Origin of the sequence: Pseudofrankia sp. EUN1h, from assembly GCF_001854645.1 — a bacterium.
GTDB classification, from domain to species: Bacteria; Actinomycetota; Actinomycetes; order Frankiales; family Frankiaceae; genus Pseudofrankia; species Pseudofrankia saprophytica.
In genome coordinates this window covers 1-15,890 of sequence record NZ_MBLN01000044.1, presented here as the reverse complement: position 1 = coordinate 15,890, position 15,890 = coordinate 1, and the positions used below count along the sequence as shown (strand labels likewise).

The following is a 15,890-nucleotide window of genomic DNA, read 5'->3' as shown; positions in this document are numbered from 1 at the left end:
CTCGCGGATGCCGCGGGTGGTGAGTTGGACGAGTCGGTGGTGGAGGAGCTGGCGGCGATCAAGACGGTGGACGGCATCGTCGACTGGATCGTCGCGCACACCGCCGCCAAGGCCACCGACGTGGGGGAGACCGGCACAGAGCACTCGGTCGCCGAGGAGCACTTGGCCGCCGAGCCCGAACTGGTCGGGGGAGCGCGGTTCCCGCTGCGCCGGTTCGTCGTCGAGCCGGGGCCGCTGCCGGCCGTGGGCAGCACGGCCTTGGGCAGCAGGGGCTCCGCCGTGGCGGGTGGACTGCCGGGCGATGGCACGCCGCTAGCGGGCGGGCGCTTCGCCGTCGTCGAGGGCGGACTTGGGGTCGGCCTGGAGATCGCGGACCTGCTGGAGCAGGCCGGCGCGACCGTGCGCCTCCTCGACGCCGGCGCCCCGGACCTCGCCGAGGTCGTCGCCGGCGGAGTCGCCGCCGACGGCCTGCTGTGGGTCGCCGCGCTCGACGCCGCCGCGGGCTCCGCGGCGGAGCTGCCCGGCGCGTTCGCCGCGCTGCGGGCTGCGGCCCTCGGCGGTACTCGCCGGCTGGTCCTCGCCAGCGGTCTGGGCGGGGACTTCGGCCGCCGGGGAGGCGCCGCGGCGACCGAGCCGGCCCCGGTGGCCGGCGCCGGCTTCGCCGGCTTCGCCCGCACCCTCGCGTACGAGCTGCCCGACGTCGCCGTGCGGGTCGTCGACGTCGACCCCAAGGACGCGCCCCGCCGGATCGCCGAGTCGCTGCTCGGCGAGCTGGTCGCCGAGCATGCCCCGCTCGTCGTCGGCTACCGCGACGGCGCCCGCTCGGCGTTGCGCGTCCTGCCCGCCGAGCTGACGGCCCAGTCCACGGACGCCGCGGCGCCCATGCTGGACTCGTCCTCGGTGGTGCTGCTGACCGGCGGCGCCCGCGGCATCACCGCCAAGGTCGCCCTGGAGATCGCCCGTCGGCACGGCGCGCACATCGAGCTGGTCGGCCGGACGTCGCCGCCAGCCGGCCCGGAGGACCCGGCCACGTCCGCGGCCACGGACGCCCCGGCGCTGCGCCGGGCGCTCATCGCCACGGGCATGCGCCGCCCGGCCGAGATCGAGGCGCGTCTCGCCCGGCTGCTCGCCGAGCGCGAGGTGCGCGCGACCCTCGCCGAGCTCGACCGGACCGCCGCGAGCGTGCGGTACCACGCCGTCGACGTCCGCGACGGCGCCGCCGTGCGGGCCGTCGTCGCCGACGTCTACGCCCGCCACGGCCGGCTCGACGGTGTCGTCCACGGCGCCGGGGTGCTCGAGGACCGGCTGCTGAGGGACAAGACGCCCGAATCGTTCGCGCGGGTGTACTCGACGAAGGTCGACGGGGCGCGGGCGCTGCTCGCCGCGCTGCGCCGCGACCGGGGCCCGCGCTTCGTCGCCCTGTTCGGCAGCGTCGCGGGAGTCTTCGGCAACCGCGGTCAGGTCGACTACGCCGCCGCCAACGACACCCTGGACACGCTGGCGCACGCGCATGCCGGCGTCTTCCCGGCCTCTGCGCTCACCTCGCGGGAGGACTCCGCCAAGCCGGCGGAGGTCATGCCGGCGCAGGTCGCGGGCCGGGTCGTCAGCGTCGACTGGGGACCGTGGCGGGCCGAGGGCGGCGGCATGGTCTCCGCCGAGCTGGAGCGCGAGTACGCCCGGCGCGGCATCGGCCTGATCGAGCCGGCCGAGGGTGTCGACGCGCTGCTGCGCGAGCTCGCCGCGCCCGCCGGCCCGGCGCAGGTGGTCTACATGTGCGGCGAGGTGGACGCCTTCTATGGCTGATCATCTCAGGGAAGGCGTCTCGGGGGCCGCGGCCGCCGACGATCCGATCGCGATCGTCGGCATGGCGGCGCTGTTCCCCGGCGCGGGCGGCCTGGACCAGTACTGGTCCAACATCGTCGGCGGCGTGGACGCGATCCGCGAGGCCCCACCCGGCCGGTGGGACGACGAGTTCCACCGGCCCGAGGCGGCCGCCCCGCCGCCGCCGGGAACGCCACGGGCCGACCGGCTCTACACCCGCCGGGGCGGCTTCGTCGACGAGCTCGCCACCTTCGACCCGACCGAGTTCGGCATCATGCCGCTCGCGGTCGAGTGGGCCGAGCCCGACCAGATGCTGGCGCTGCGGCTGGCCGCCGAGGCGATCGCCGACGGCGGCGGCCAGGACGCCCTCGGCGACCGCGAGCGGGTCGGCGTAGTGCTCGGCCGCGGCGGCTACTTCGGCCCGGCCTTCGCCCGCATCGAGCAGCGGGTCAAGACCGCCCGCCAGGTCGCGGTGACGCTGCGCGAGGTGCTGCCGGACCTGCCGGAGGAGGCGGTCGAGCGCGTCCACGCGGCGTTCGTCGCGAAGCTGGGGCCGGAACGGCCCGAGGCGGCGATCGGGCTGGTGCCGAACCTGGCCGCCTCCCGGATCGCCAACCGGCTCGACCTGCGCGGCCCGGCGTACACCGTCGACGCTGCCTGCGCGTCGTCGCTGATCGCCGTCGACGCCGGCATCCGCGAGCTGCGCCTGGGCCGGGCCGACACGATGCTGGTCGGCGGCGCGCACATCGTGCACGAGCCGACCTTCTGGAGCACGTTCGCGATGCTGCGGGCGCTCTCGCCCTCGCAGCAGATCCGCCCGTTCGACCGGTCGGCCGACGGAGTGCTCATCGGCGAGGGCGTCGGCCTGCTCATGCTGCGCCGGCTCTCGGACGCGCGCAGGGCCGGCGACCGCGTCTACGCGCTGGTCCGCGGCACCGGAGTCGCCAGCGACGGCCGTACCTCCTCGCTGATGGCGACCGCCTCGGCCGGCCAGACGCTCGCCGTGCGCCGCGCCTGGGYGGACGCCGGCCTCGACCCGCGCGCTCCTAGCGCCGTCGGGCTGATCGAGGCACATGGCACCGCCACCCCGAACGGCGACGCCGCCGAGCTCGCCACCCTTGCCGACGTGTTCGGCCCGCTGGACCCGGCCGCGCGGATGATCGGCATCGGCTCGGTCAAGTCCATGATCGGGCACACGATGCCGGCTGCCGGCGCCGCCGGGCTGATCAAGGCGGCCCTCGCGCTGCACCACCGCACGCTGCCGCCGACGCTGCACTGCGACGACCCGCACCCCGCCTTCGCCGGTACCCGGTTCGCCCCGGTGCTGGCCACCTCGCCCTGGGACGAGCCCGCCAGCGGCGCGCCGCGCCGCGCCGGGGTGAACGCCTTCGGCTTCGGCGGCATCAACGCGCACGCCGTCCTGGAGCAGGCCCCCGACCGGCCGGCACCGTCCCCGGCCGCCACGTTCCCCGCCCCGACCGGCGTGCCCACCGCATCCGCCGTGGCGACGCCCGCCGTGGCGACGGTCGCGCCAGCCGGTCTGGTGGCCGACCCTGCGGCCGAGGCGGTGCTGCTGCTCGCCGCGGCGACGCCCGCCGAGCTCGCGGCCCAGCTCGCCGTGCCCGACGAGGTGCTGCTCGCCCGCGACGACGCCGCGACGGCCCCGACGGGCGGCCCCTGCCGGCTCGCTCTGGTCGCGCCCACCCCGCGCCGGCTCGCGCTCGCCCGCACGATCGTCGCCCGCGGCACCCCGTGGCGCGGGCGTAACGACCTCTGGTTCACCCCGGACCCGCTGCTCGCCGGGCCCGGCGAGGCGGCCGCTCCGGGACAGTCCTCGCCGGCGGGACGGCTCGCGTTCCTGTTCTGCGGGCTGGAGGACAAGTTCGACCCGCGCGTCGACGACGTCTGCGCGCACTTCGGCCTGCCGCTGCCGGACCTGGGCGAGACCGGCGTGCTCGGCGGCCACGGCCGGGCCAGCGTCGAGGTGGGCCGGGTGCTCGACCTCGTGCTGCGCCGGCTCGGGATCGTCCCCGACGTCGTCGGCGGGCACAGCATCGGCGAGTGGAACGCGATGATCTCGTCGGGCATGGTCCCGAACGACTTCGTCGACGCGTTCATCGGTGGGTTCGACCCGGGGTCCCTGGAGGTCCCCGGCGTGTGCTTCGGCGCCATCGGCTGCGGCGTCGAGACGGTCGACGAGGTCATCGCGGATCTGCCCGACGTCGTCGTCTCGCACGACAACTGCCCGCACCAGTCGGTCATCTGTGGGCGCGAGGCGAGCGTCACCGAGGCGCTCGCCCGGCTGCGCGCCCGGGGCGTGATCGGGCAGGTGCTGCCGTTCCGGTCCGGCTTCCACTCCCCGTTCCTGCGGCCCTACCTGGACCGGGTGCGCTCGCCGCTGGCCACGATGCCGCTCGCGCCGGCGGGCGTGCCGGTCTGGTCGGCCACGACCGTCGCGCCCTACCCGGACGACGCGAACGCCATCCGTGAGCTGACCGTGCGCCACCTGCTGGAGCCGGTGCGGTTCCGCGCGCTCGCCGAGCGGCTGCACGACGCCGGCGTCCGGATGTTCCTGCAGGTCGGGGTCGGCACGATCGCCGGTTTCGTCGACGACACGCTGGCCGGACGGCCGGACCATGTGACCGTCGTGTCCAGCTCGCCGAAGCGGTCCGGGCTGGACCAGCTGCGCCGGGTCGCGGCGGCGGTCTGGGCCGAGGGCGGCGCGCCGCGCTTCGACCTGCTGCCCTGCCGCCACCGCCCCGTCGTGCCCGTCGCCGCCGGCACGGCCCCCGCGACCACCCCGTCGGCCGCCGCGGCCACGGCCGCCGCGCCGACCGACTCGGCCCCGGCGCCGCGTCGCGGCGGGCGGCCCATGCTGCTGCGGCTGGGCTCACCGATGGTCCGGCTCGGGGCGGACGCCCCCGCGTTGCTGGCGGACGCCCGGCCCGCCGCGCCGGCCGCCGCCGCGCCGGCAGCGCGCCCGGTGGCTGGCAGGCCCGTGCCCACGGCGCGTTCAGGCGCCAACGCCTCTGACCTGCCGCCCGCGAGCGCGGCGGCCCGGTCCGCGGATGCCGACCTGCTCGCCCTGGCCGGTGCGGTGGCGGGCCGCGGTGGTCACCCGGTGCTGGCCGAGTTCGGCCTGGCGATCGCCGAGACCGCCGCGGTGCTCGCGGACGTCCAGGCACGGTGGGACGGCCGGACCGCGGGCCCGTCCATTCCGGCGACGACCCGGGCGCTGACGTCCGTGCCCGCCGCTACGCCGCCGTCCGCCACGCCGCCGGCGCCCCCGGTGGTGGCGCCCCCGGCTCGCGACCACCGGCCGGCCCTCGCCGGCGGGAATGGCGCCGGCTCGGGACCCGGGTCCGCCGGTCGGGCGGGTGCCGGGACCACCCTCGTCCATGGCGCCGGCGGCGGGGCCGGAGCCGCTGACGGCGGCACGGGGAGCCTCGGGCCGATCACGACGACGGTTCGGCGGTCGCTCTCGCTGGCCGAGCTTCCGCACGTCATCGACCACTGCTTCTACCGGCAGCCCCCGGGCTGGCAGGACCTGTCCGACCGGTTCCCGGTGATGCCGATGACGGCCGTCCTGCAGATGATGATCGACGAGGCGCGGGCGTTCCAGACCGCCCGGATCGGAGCATCGCATCCGGGAGCGGCTCCAGGAGACCTGGTGGTCGCGGCCGTCCGCGACGTCCGGGCGCTGCGCTGGGTGGCGATCGAGCCGTCGGTCGAGGTGACGATCTCCTGCACGACGCTGCCCGACGGCGCGGTCCGGGTGTCGATGGACGGCTTCGCCCGGGTGACCGTGGTCTTCGCCGACGCGTACCCGCCGGCCCCGAGCCAGACGTCCTCGACCGCCGACCTGCCCGCGGACGGCCGGCTGCCGGGCGAGACGCCGTCGCCGCACCAGGCGGCCGAGCTGTACGGCGGGCGGTGGATGTTCCACGGCCCGAGCTACCAGGGCATCACCCACGTCGACGGCATCGCGCCGCTCGGCGCCCGCGGCCAGCTGGTGGTGACCGGCGCGCCCGGCGCGCTGCTCGACACGATCGGCCAGCTCTACGGCTACTGGGCCACCCAGCACCTCGACGTCGACTCGCTGCTGCTGCCGCAGGCGGTCACCGAGATGCGGTTCTACGGCCCGGATCCGGAGCCGGGTGAGCGGCTGTCCTGCGTGGTGCGCATCCGCGACATCGCCGCCAAGACCGTCACCGCCGACCTGGAGGTCAGGGCGGCCGACGGCACGGTGTGGGCCGAGGTCACCGGCTGGACCGACCGGCGGTTCACCGCGAACGCGTGGCTGTGGCTGCTCATGCGCGACCCGGAGCGCAACACGGTCGCCGAGCCCCGCCCGGACGGCTGGGTCGTCGTCCCCGACTACTGGCGCGACATCGCCTCCCGCGAGCTGGTCGTCCGCCACTTCCTGGACGCCGAGCGCCGCCGGGTGCTCACCGCGAAGAACCCGCGCGCGGCCAGGGAATGGCTGCTCGGCCGGATCGCGGCCCAGGACGCGGTGCGCCGCTGGCTGTGGGTGGGCGGGGCCGGTCCGGTCTGGGGCATCGAGGTCGCCATCGACAACGACGACGCCGGCCGCCCGTTCGTCGCGCGCCTGCCCGAGCGTCCCGGCATCCCCGCCGGGCCGCCGCCCAGCCTCTCGATCGCGCACAAGGTGGACCTCGCGGTCGCGATGGTCGACACCGAGGGCGACGTCGGCATCGACCTGGAGACGGTGGCGCGGCGCACGCCCGGCGTGCTCGCGGCCGGCCTGACCGCTCCCGAGCGCCGCCTGCTCGCCCGGCTGACCAGCGGCACCGGCGATCCGGCCAGCGCCAGCGGCCTGGCTTCCTATTCGGTCGACGCCGACGCCGACGCCGCGGCCCCGAACGACGGGGACGCCATCGACGACGGGGCCGGCGACGAGGCCGACGAGGCCGTCCAGCTGAGCCGGGCCGCCTGGTTCGCCCGGATGTGGGCCGCCAAGGAGGCCGTTGCCAAGGCCGACGGTACCGGCCTGCAGGGCCGGCCGCGCCGCTACGTCATCGACCGGGTCATCCCGGTCGGCGCCGGCGCCACGGACGCGGATGCCGACCTCGCCGTCGAGGCCATCCTCGACGCCGACGCGGCGGAGCAGGCCGTCCTCGGGCCGGACCAGGTGACCGCCGAGGGCATCAAGTCGCCCCCGCCCCGCGTCACCGAGGCCGGCCCCGCGGAGCCGCCGCTGCTGCTGCGGGTCACCGTGCTCACAGAATCCGGCCCCGTGCGCCAGCGCTGGGTGGCGCTGCGTACGGTCGACGGCATGGGCCGCGTACGGCGGGAGACCGGTGGGGCCGATCCGGTTCGCCTCGGTGACCACATCGTCGCCTGGACGACGCCGTCCGTCGAGCGTGCCGCGCGCGCCCGCTACCCCTGGGACGTGCCCGCCCCTGCCCCGGCCTCGCCGCCATCCGTCGACGGCCTGGTCACCTCGGACCCGACACCCGAAGAAGGCCTCCGGCCGCGCGAGGCTTCGCCAGAATCGCGCGGCCTTTGGCCGGAGACCCCGAGCACCAGTGACGAAGGAGCGCACACGACATGACCATGCAGGACACCCTTCGCTCGGCCGATCCGACGCTGGATGCCCTCGAGGTGAGGGTCCTCGGCGAGATCGCCGAGATGCTGCGCGCCGTGATCGGCGAGGAGTACGTGGTCGACATGGAAATCACCATGGACACCTCGTTCAACGAGGACCTCGAGCTCGAGAGCATCGAGTTCGTGACGCTGGCTGACCGGATGCGGGTGACCTACGGCGACCAGGTCGACTTCGTCGGCTTCCTCGCCGAGATGGACGTCGACCGCGTGATCAACATGCGGGTCGGCGAGGTCGTCCACTTCATCGCCGACTCGCTGCGGGCCGGCGCCGCGGCGTGAGATACCGCGGAGCCGGGGCACCCGCCCCGGTCGGACCACGGCTCGCCGACCGGCGGACCGAGGCTGAGCCCAGCCGCTCGTCGGTGGGATCGGCCGGGCTGGTACGAAATGGGGGAATGCCAGCACGGCCCGTCCAACTGGCGTGGCTGGCTAAGGCGGTGTGCCCAGGCGGGCCGCCAAGGAAGGAGTCCGACCGTGGCTGAGGTCGTCGCGAACGGCGTGCGCCTGCACGTCCAGCGGCTCATGCCGCCCCGCGGGCCACTCCCCGATGCTCCGGTGGTCGTCATGCTGCACGGCATGGTGATCGACAACCTGGCGAGCTTCTACTTCTCGCTCGGCAACGCGCTGGCCGACGCCGGCTGCGAGGTCATCTGCTATGACCTGCGCGGCCACGGCAAGAGCGAGCGCACGCCGAGCGGCTATGGCATCGCGAACGCGATGGCCGACCTGTCCGCGCTGCTCGACGAGCTGGGCGTCACGCGCCCGGTCCACCTGGTCGGCAACAGCTACGGCGCCACCCTTGGGCTGACCTACGGCGTCGAGTTCCCCGAGCGGGTCGCGAGCCTCACCCTGATCGAGCCACCGTTTCGCATCGAGGGCCTCGGCGAGGAGATGGCCCGCTCGCTCACCCAGGTGCTCGCCGCCATCTCCGACGAAGAGGTCGAGGAGTGGCTCACCTACAGCGCCGGGCGGGCGGTCGGCCGGATCATGCGGTCCGCGCAGTCGCTGCTGCGTGACACCACGATCGCCGAGGACATGCTCGCGACCGAGCCGTTCTCACCCGACCGGCTGCGCGCGCTGCCAGTGCCCGTGCTCGCCATCTACGGCGGCAACTCCGAGATCATGGAGCAGGGCGAGGGCCTGGCGCGGCTCGTGCCGGACTGCACGCTGGTGGTGCTCGAACGGCACACGCACATGGTGCTGCGGGAGGCTGTCGACTACCTGCGCGAGCTGCTGCGCTGGTGGCTGCTGCGCCGCGACGAGCAGATGCCGCAGTACACCCACCGCGGCGGCCAGACGTTCGAGCTCGCCGACTGGGTACTCTCCCGCACGATCCCGTCGGACCTCAACGCCGAGCGGCGGGCCTCGTCTGCCGCCCCGGAGCCCGAGGGGCCGGCGGACGTGCCCGCGGCGGCCGGAGCAACCTCCGCGGCACCCGCCGCGTCGTCTGGGGTGTCGAGCGAACAGTGACGTCCCGGGTGGCGCGCACGGCGGCCCCGCGGGGCCCGTCCGCTGTGCCGGCAACGCCGGCCTCCGGCCGCGCGGGACTCCGTCGGGGTTCCCAGCGCCGGGGTTCCCAGCGTCGGAGTCCCCAGCGAATCCGCGCCAGCGGATCGCTGGAACTGCGCCTCGGCCAGATCCTCGGGGAGTGATGAGGGCGTGGGTCGCATCCTGTTCGTCGTCCCGCCGTTGGCCGGGCACGTGTACCCGGCCATCGGGATCGCCGGCGAGCTCGCCGACCGCGGCCACGAGGTCGCCATCGCCGGCCACGCCAGCGTCGTGCGCCCGCTGGTGCCCGCGGCGTTGCGGCTGATCGAGCTGCCCGAGGAGATCACCTCGGGGGAGCGCGCCGAGATCGAGGAGAAGTCGCGCCGCCAGCGCGGCACCGGCTCGTTCAAGTTCCTCTGGGAGGACTTCCTCCTGCCGCTGGGCACGGCGATGGCCAGGGACCTGGAACCGGTCGTCGACGACTTCCGTCCCGACGTGGTCGTCGTCGACCAGCAGGCGGTCGGCGGCGCGCTGCTCGCCCGGCGCCGGCGGCTGCGGTGGGTCACGCTCGCGACCACGTCCGCCGAGTTCGACAACCCCTACGGGGTGATGGCCGCCGTCGGCCAGTGGGTCGTCGACCGGCTGCGCGAGTTCCAGCTCGCGTCGGGGGTGCCGGCCGACCAGGCCGCCCGCGGCGACCTGCGCTTCTCCGACCTGCTGACGCTCGTGTGCTCGGTGACCGAGCTGCTGCGCACGCCGGACGCGGTGGCCGCGCTCCCGCCCGGGACGGTGTTCATCGGCTCGGGTGCCGGGCTCCGCCAGCCGCCGGCTGACTTTCCCTGGTCGTGGCTCGATCCGGCCCGGGCCAAGGTACTGGTCTCGCTTGGCACTGTGACCCGGGAGGCGGGCGGGCGGTTCCTGCGCGTCGCGGCCGAGGCGCTCGCCGGGATGACCGACCAGGTGCAGTCCATCATCGTCGCCCCGCCCGGCATCGTCGACGACCTGGCCGCTGCGGCGCCCGCGGACGTGCTCGTCCGCGACAAGGTGCCACAGCTGGAGCTGATGGGCCACCTGTCGGCCGTCGTCTGCCATGCCGGCAACAACACCGTCTGCGAGGCCCTGTCCCAGGGCGTCCCGCTGGTGGTCGCGCCCGTCCGGGACGACCAGCCGGTGATCGCCGAGCAGCTCACCAGGGCGGGCGCGGGGCTGCGGGTCCGATTCGGCCTGGTCAACGCCGCCGGTGTCGCCGCCGCCGTCGGCTCGGTGCTCGACGACCCCGCGTACCGGTCGGCCGCGCGACGGCTGCGCGACGACTTCGCCACCGCCGGTGGTGTCGCCGCCGGCGCCGCGCACATCGAGAAACTGCTGCCATGACGGCACGGGGAACGGCGCGGCTCCTGTTCGCGCTGGTGGGCCAAAGGGTGCGCGAAAATGCGTCTCCTTCGCGCGCCCGGCGGCTCCTGTTCGCGCTGTCACTGCAGGCTGGCGCGCCGGCGGCGGGATAGGTCGTGGGGACGCTGCTCTGGTGGGCGCCGATCCTCGTCGTCGTCGGCCTGCTCGTGAACGGGGTGCGACTGCGCGGCCGGCTGCGCCGGCTGGACACGCTGCCCGCCTCCGGACGCCCCGTCGACCCGGACCATCTCTTCGTCTGTGCCACCGGTGTCCAGCTCACCGAGGCGGCCAAGCGGGCCGCCAGCTACCACGCCAGCCGGGAACGGCTCGACGTGCTCGATCTGGTGCCCGCCGACCTGACCATCGAGCGGGCGCTCGACGTGGCCCGGATGGTCGACACCCGCACCTACCGGAGCGACCGGCTCGCACCCGGCCGCGGGGCGTTCCAGGCGCTGCTGGTGCGGGCCGAGGTCGCCCACCGCGCCGGGGTGGAGGAGCGCGACGACTACACCCCGGTGGAGCTCGTCGAGATCACCGAACGGCTCAAGCGGCACGCGCCTGCGAGCACCGACCTCGCGGTGCTGCCCGGGCTGCGAGCCGCCCGCGACGACGGCGCCACCCGGGTACGGGTGCAGCGGCGGTCGTGGAACGCCATCAAACCGGTCAACATGTACCTGCCGACGGTGCGTGACGTCGCGACCGGCATCGGCGTCCACCTGAACCGCCCCTGGGGTCTCGCCGCGACGGCACTGTTCTGGTGCCAGCCGTTCTTCGTCTGCGCCGGGCGGGTGCCGGTCGCGCCGCGTGACCTGATCCGCAGCCCGATCGTGCGGATCACCGCCGGCCTGGAGTACACCGTCAGCACGGTGCGCTCCTGGCGGCGAGCCCAGCGCACCGCCGCCGAGGCGAAGGCGGCCGGCCTGCCGCCCGACCCGGTCAAGGCGCGGACCAAGGCGGAGGCCACCGCCCGGCGCGAGCGCTACCAACGGGCGTTCGCCGACGGCCCCGAGGCCTTCCTGACCGATCCTCGCCCCGACTGCCCGTGGTGCGGCTCCTACGAGCTCACGGTCCGGCTCACCGCGCGCGACCTCGAGCTGCGCAAGCCCGGCCGTTTCCAGCTCGACGAATGCCTCGTCTGCGGGCATGTCTTCCAGAACCCGCGACTGACGCCGGCCGGGCGGGTGCTCTACGAGCGTGACCGCCAGGACGGCATGAACGAGACGCGCGCCCAGGTCGCCGTCGCGGCGGGCGCGGCCCGGCTGCGCGCCAGGGCCGAACTGATGCGCCCGTACGTGCTGCCGCGAGCCTGGCTCGACGTCGGCGCCGGCGTCGGCTCGTTCTGCAACGTCGCCCGCTCGGTGTGGCCGCGGACCGTGTTCGACGGGGTGGGCCCGGCGGACACGATCGGCGAGGCGCGCCGGCGCGGCTGGGTCGACCGTGCCTATCCCGCGAGCTTCGCCGACATCGCGGAGGCGGTCACCGGCCAGTACGACGTCATCAGCATGTTCGGCTACCTGGAGCGCAGCAGGGATCCGTCCGAGGACCTGGACGCGGCGGCGAAGGCGCTCGGCCCTGGTGGCTACCTGGTGGCGGAGCTGGCGAACCCCGCCGGCCTGGGGGCCCACCGGCTCGGGCCGCTGTGGCGGGGCTGGGGGGTGCCGGGGGTGCGCCAGCTCATCCCGGTCGACAACCTGGTCGCCGCGCTGGCGGACCGTGGGATGCGCACCGTTCTGGTCCAGTTCGGCGAGGCGCACGAGCCCGGCGACCTACTCGCCGCGGTCGGGCTCGCCACCCAGGCGCTGGCGCCGAGCCCGACGCTGCCGTGGCTGCCCGGCTCGCCGGCCGCGCCGGTCCGCTGGCTCGCCCGCGGCGTGGTGCTGACGGCCGCCGCGGTGCCGGCGATGCTCGCCGGCCTGGCCGGCGCCTTCCTCGCGCCCTACCTGCGCAAGGGCGAGCGCTCCAACACCTACCGCGTCATCGCCCGTCTCGACGCCTAGGGCGAGGCGCCGGGCGCCCTCGCGGTCAGGTCTCGGGTGCCCCGCGGGGCGAGCGGGCGATTTTGGCGTCGGACCGGCCCTTCGACGGCGTCGCCGCGAAGTCTGTTTGCTTTAGGTTGGTTATCCACAGATGTTCTGTTGGGCTTGAATGCACCATTAGCCGTCTTCATCGTGCTTGTCATGACTATCGACCGGGCCCAGCATGGCCATGCCTCGCGGCACGACACGTCCTTCGTCGACCTCGGCTCCTCGGGCGAGGTCCGCACGCCTGCCGCCGGGTCGCTGCCCGCGCCGCGCGACGGCGAGGCGGGTGACGGACCGGCGATCCAGATCGCCGCCCGGCGCGCCGGTGTGCTGACCGTCAAGGAGGCGGTGACCGCCGGGCTCACCCGCGCCGAGATCCGCCGCCGCGTCGACAGCGGCGGCTGGCAGCTGTACTCCGGCGACGTCGTCGTCACCCAGCCCGGCCCGTTGACGCTGATCCAGCGGCTGTGGTGCGCGCTCGTGTCGATCGGCCYGGACGCCGTGCTGGGCGGCGCGTCGGCGGCGGCTCTGGGCGGGCTGCGCGGATGCGAGGAACCGTGGCTGACCGTGCTGCTGGCGTCCGGCCGGCGGGTCACCCCGCGCCCCGGAGTGCGGATCCGGGCGACCGCCCGGCTCGGCGGCGAGGACCTGCACCTCGACACCTGGCCGCCGCGCACGGCGCTCCCACGCTCGGTGGTCGACCTGGCGGAATGGTCGCCGAGCCACGAGGAGGCCCGGACGATCCTGGCGCTTGCCGTGGCCAGTGGGATCGTCGAGTCCGACGAGGTGCGCTCGGCGCTGGCCCGCCGCGGGCCGATCAGCCGCCGGCAGGTGATCGGCGACGCCCTCGACGACCTCGACGCTGACGCCCCGTGGGTGCCCGACTCGCTCTACCAGCGGGTCGAGGACCGGTTCGGGCTGCCGCCCGGCCGGCGGACCCGCCCCGACCCGCGCGCACCCAGCCGGCTCGAGATCAGCTACGAGCCCTGGCAGGTCCACGTCGAGCTGGGCGTGATCTCGGCGACGGGCATCCGCACGGCCGCCGTGCCGCCCGCGACGGCGGCGGCCCTCGGCTCGCGGGGCGGCCGGGTGGCGCGGTCCGCGCCGGCCGGAATCCAGATGATCGCCCATGCGGGCCGGGCCAGTCGACACGCTGGCCAGCTTCTGTTGCGGGTGCCCATCCGCATCCTGCGCGAGGAGCCCGATCGCGTCGGTGCCGCCGTGGTGAGCGCGCTGCGCCAGCGCGGCTGGACAGGCGCCCCATCCCGGCTCGCCCGCGGTGGCGGCGTCCGCGTGCCCGGCTTCGCTGCCGCCCTCACGCCGGCGCTGGATCAGGCCTTCGGCCCGGCGCTGGGTTTGGACCCGACCTCGGCCGGGTTCGGCACCCTTGGGGACGCCGCCGTCGCGCATCGCACCTGGGCATGACCGGGAAACCCGTGACGGCGACCCGTGGCGTGCCGTAGCGTCCGGAACGAACGAACCGCGGGAGCTTCCACCACAGGGGGCTGAGAGGGCGGCTGGGCATCGGGCCGGGGCCGCCGACCGCCGAACCTGTCCGGGTAATGCCGGCGTAGGGAGCCTTCTGATGGCGCAGTCCGCCCGTCCCACCCCTGAGTCCACCAGCACCGCTGTGTTCACCGGGACCACCGAGCCCACCGGCACCGCCGTGCCCATCGCTCACCCTCCGCTGGCGGGTAGCCGGCGGGCCTACCTCGTGGGCCCGTCCGGCCCCGGCGGCGCGTTGCGCGTCCCGATGCGGGAGGTGCCCCTGTCCACGGGCGAGTCCGTGGTCCTCTACGACACCTCCGGTCCCTACACCGACCCGGAGGTCGCCATCGACGTCCGCCGGGGCCTCGCCGCGGTCCGCGCGCCGTGGATCGAGGCCCGCGGCGACACCGTGCCCGGGGCCGCGGTCACGCAGCTCGCGTACGCCCGGCGCGGCGAGATCACCCGGGAGATGGAGTTCGTCGCCATCCGGGAGGGGCTCGCGCCGGACTTCGTCCGCGACGAGATCGCCGCCGGCCGGGCCGTGCTGCCTGCGAACATCAACCACCCCGAGTCCGAGCCGATGGCGATCGGCCGCAACCTGCTCGTGAAGATCAACGCCAACATCGGCAACTCGGCGGTCTCCTCCTCGATCGAGGAGGAGGTCGAGAAGATGGTGTGGGCGACCCGCTGGGGCGCGGACACCGTGATGGACCTGTCAACCGGCCGCGACATCCACACCACCCGAGAGTGGATCATCCGCAACTCGCCCGTCCCGGTCGGGACGGTGCCGATCTACCAGGCGCTGGAGAAGGCCGGCGGGCGTGCCGAGGATCTCTCCTGGGAGCTGTACCGGGACACCGTCGTCGAGCAGGCCGAGCAGGGCGTCGACTACATGACCGTCCACGCCGGGGTGCTGCTGCGCTACGTACCGATGACCGCGCGCCGGCGCACCGGGATCGTCTCCCGAGGCGGGGCGATCCTCGCCGCCTGGTGCCTGGCGCATCACGAGGAGAACTTTCTCTACACCCACTTCGCTGAGCTGTGCGAGATCCTGCGCGCCTACGACGTGACCTTCTCGCTCGGCGACGGCCTGCGCCCCGGCTCGATCGCCGACGCGAACGACGAGGCCCAGCTGGCCGAACTCGCGACGCTGGGTGAGCTGACGCGCGTCGCCTGGGACCACGACGTCCAGGTCATGATCGAGGGCCCCGGGCACGTCCCGATGAACAAGATCAAGGAGAATGTGGACCTGCAGCGCGAGCTGTGCCACGACGCGCCCTTCTACACGCTCGGGCCGCTCACCACCGACATCGCGCCCGGGTACGACCACATCACCTCGGCGATCGGCGCCGCGATGATCGGCTGGTATGGCACAGCGATGCTCTGCTACGTCACCCCGAAGGAGCATCTGGGCCTCCCGGACCGCGACGACGTCAAGGCGGGTGTCATCGCCTACAAGATCGCCGCACACGCGGCGGATCTCGCCAAGGGCCACCCCGGCGCGCAGGCCTGGGACGACGCCCTGTCCGCCGCCCGGTTCGACTTCCGCTGGACCGACCAGTTCAACCTTGCCCTCGACCCGGAGACCGCCCAGGCCTTCCACGACGAGACCCTGCCGGCGGCCCCGGCCAAGTCGGCCCACTTCTGCTCGATGTGCGGCCCGCACTTCTGCTCGATGAGGATCACCCAGGACGTCCGTCGCTACGCCGACGAACACGGCCTCGACTCCACCGACGCGATCGAGGCCGGCCTACGAGAAAAGGCCGCCGAGTTCACCGCCCACGGCTCCCACCTCTACCTGCCGGTCGCCGACCCGCGGACCCACTGACGCGCATCGCGTATCCACCGAGCACGCCGCACTCTGTCACCTGACTTGGCTCACGTTGATCACCTGGGCGAGATCATAGGTCTGTGACCTGGTGTGCTGTCGCGCGAGACGGCGAAAAGTCCGCACTGACATGCCGGTTCCAGGTCGGCCGGGTGTCTCCGTATGTGCGGACGGCCTGCTGACCGGCCTGGCTCACAGGTCCCCGGGGCGCACCGCCCCGCAAC

8 protein-coding genes are annotated in these 15,890 nt (G+C 74.8%); all 8 read left to right on the top strand.

The annotated features are described in order from the left end of the window. On the top strand, nt 1-1,803 hold a 1,803-nt coding region (locus BCD49_RS11140), incomplete at its 5' end, for an SDR family NAD(P)-dependent oxidoreductase (protein WP_116439383.1). Further along, the gene (locus BCD49_RS11135) at nt 1,796-7,396 is read left to right on the top strand and encodes a type I polyketide synthase (protein ID WP_083401383.1); all 5,601 of its coding nucleotides are present in this window, start codon (nt 1,796-1,798) and stop codon (nt 7,394-7,396) included. The genes BCD49_RS11140 and BCD49_RS11135, both read left to right, overlap by 8 nt. Beyond that, nucleotides 7,393-7,728: a hypothetical protein gene (locus BCD49_RS11130; protein ID WP_007515861.1), complete on the top strand. Its 336-nt coding sequence runs from the start codon at nt 7,393-7,395 to the stop codon at nt 7,726-7,728. The genes BCD49_RS11135 and BCD49_RS11130 overlap by 4 nt, the downstream gene beginning before the upstream one ends. 195 nt (nt 7,729-7,923) lie before the next feature. Further along, the gene (locus BCD49_RS11125) at nt 7,924-8,919 is read left to right on the top strand and encodes an alpha/beta fold hydrolase (protein ID WP_007515860.1); all 996 of its coding nucleotides are present in this window, start codon (nt 7,924-7,926) and stop codon (nt 8,917-8,919) included. Nucleotides 8,920-9,108: 189 nt separating this feature from the next. Then, complete coding sequence (locus BCD49_RS11120) at nt 9,109-10,311, top strand: glycosyltransferase (protein WP_007515859.1); 1,203 nt, start codon at nt 9,109-9,111, stop codon at nt 10,309-10,311. A gap of 134 nt (nt 10,312-10,445) precedes the next feature. Next, a complete protein-coding gene (locus BCD49_RS11115; RefSeq protein ID WP_007515858.1) occupies nt 10,446-12,326 on the top strand; it encodes a class I SAM-dependent methyltransferase in 1,881 nt (626 codons plus the stop codon). Nucleotides 12,327-12,506: 180 nt separating this feature from the next. Then, complete coding sequence (locus BCD49_RS11110) at nt 12,507-13,775, top strand: type IV toxin-antitoxin system AbiEi family antitoxin domain-containing protein (RefSeq protein ID WP_071041463.1); 1,269 nt, start codon at nt 12,507-12,509, stop codon at nt 13,773-13,775. 160 nt (nt 13,776-13,935) lie between these two features. Next, complete coding sequence (thiC, locus tag BCD49_RS11105; protein ID WP_007515856.1) at nt 13,936-15,666, top strand: phosphomethylpyrimidine synthase ThiC; 1,731 nt, start codon at nt 13,936-13,938, stop codon at nt 15,664-15,666. The last annotated feature ends 224 nt before the right edge of the window (nt 15,667-15,890 follow it).

Coding starts and splice junctions, on each gene's coding strand:
- thiC (WP_007515856.1), top strand. CDS start 13,936: ATGGCGCAGTCCGCCCGTCCCACCCCTGAGTCCACCAGCACCGCTGTG.
- BCD49_RS11130 (WP_007515861.1), top strand. CDS start 7,393: ATGACCATGCAGGACACCCTTCGCTCGGCCGATCCGACGCTGGATGCC.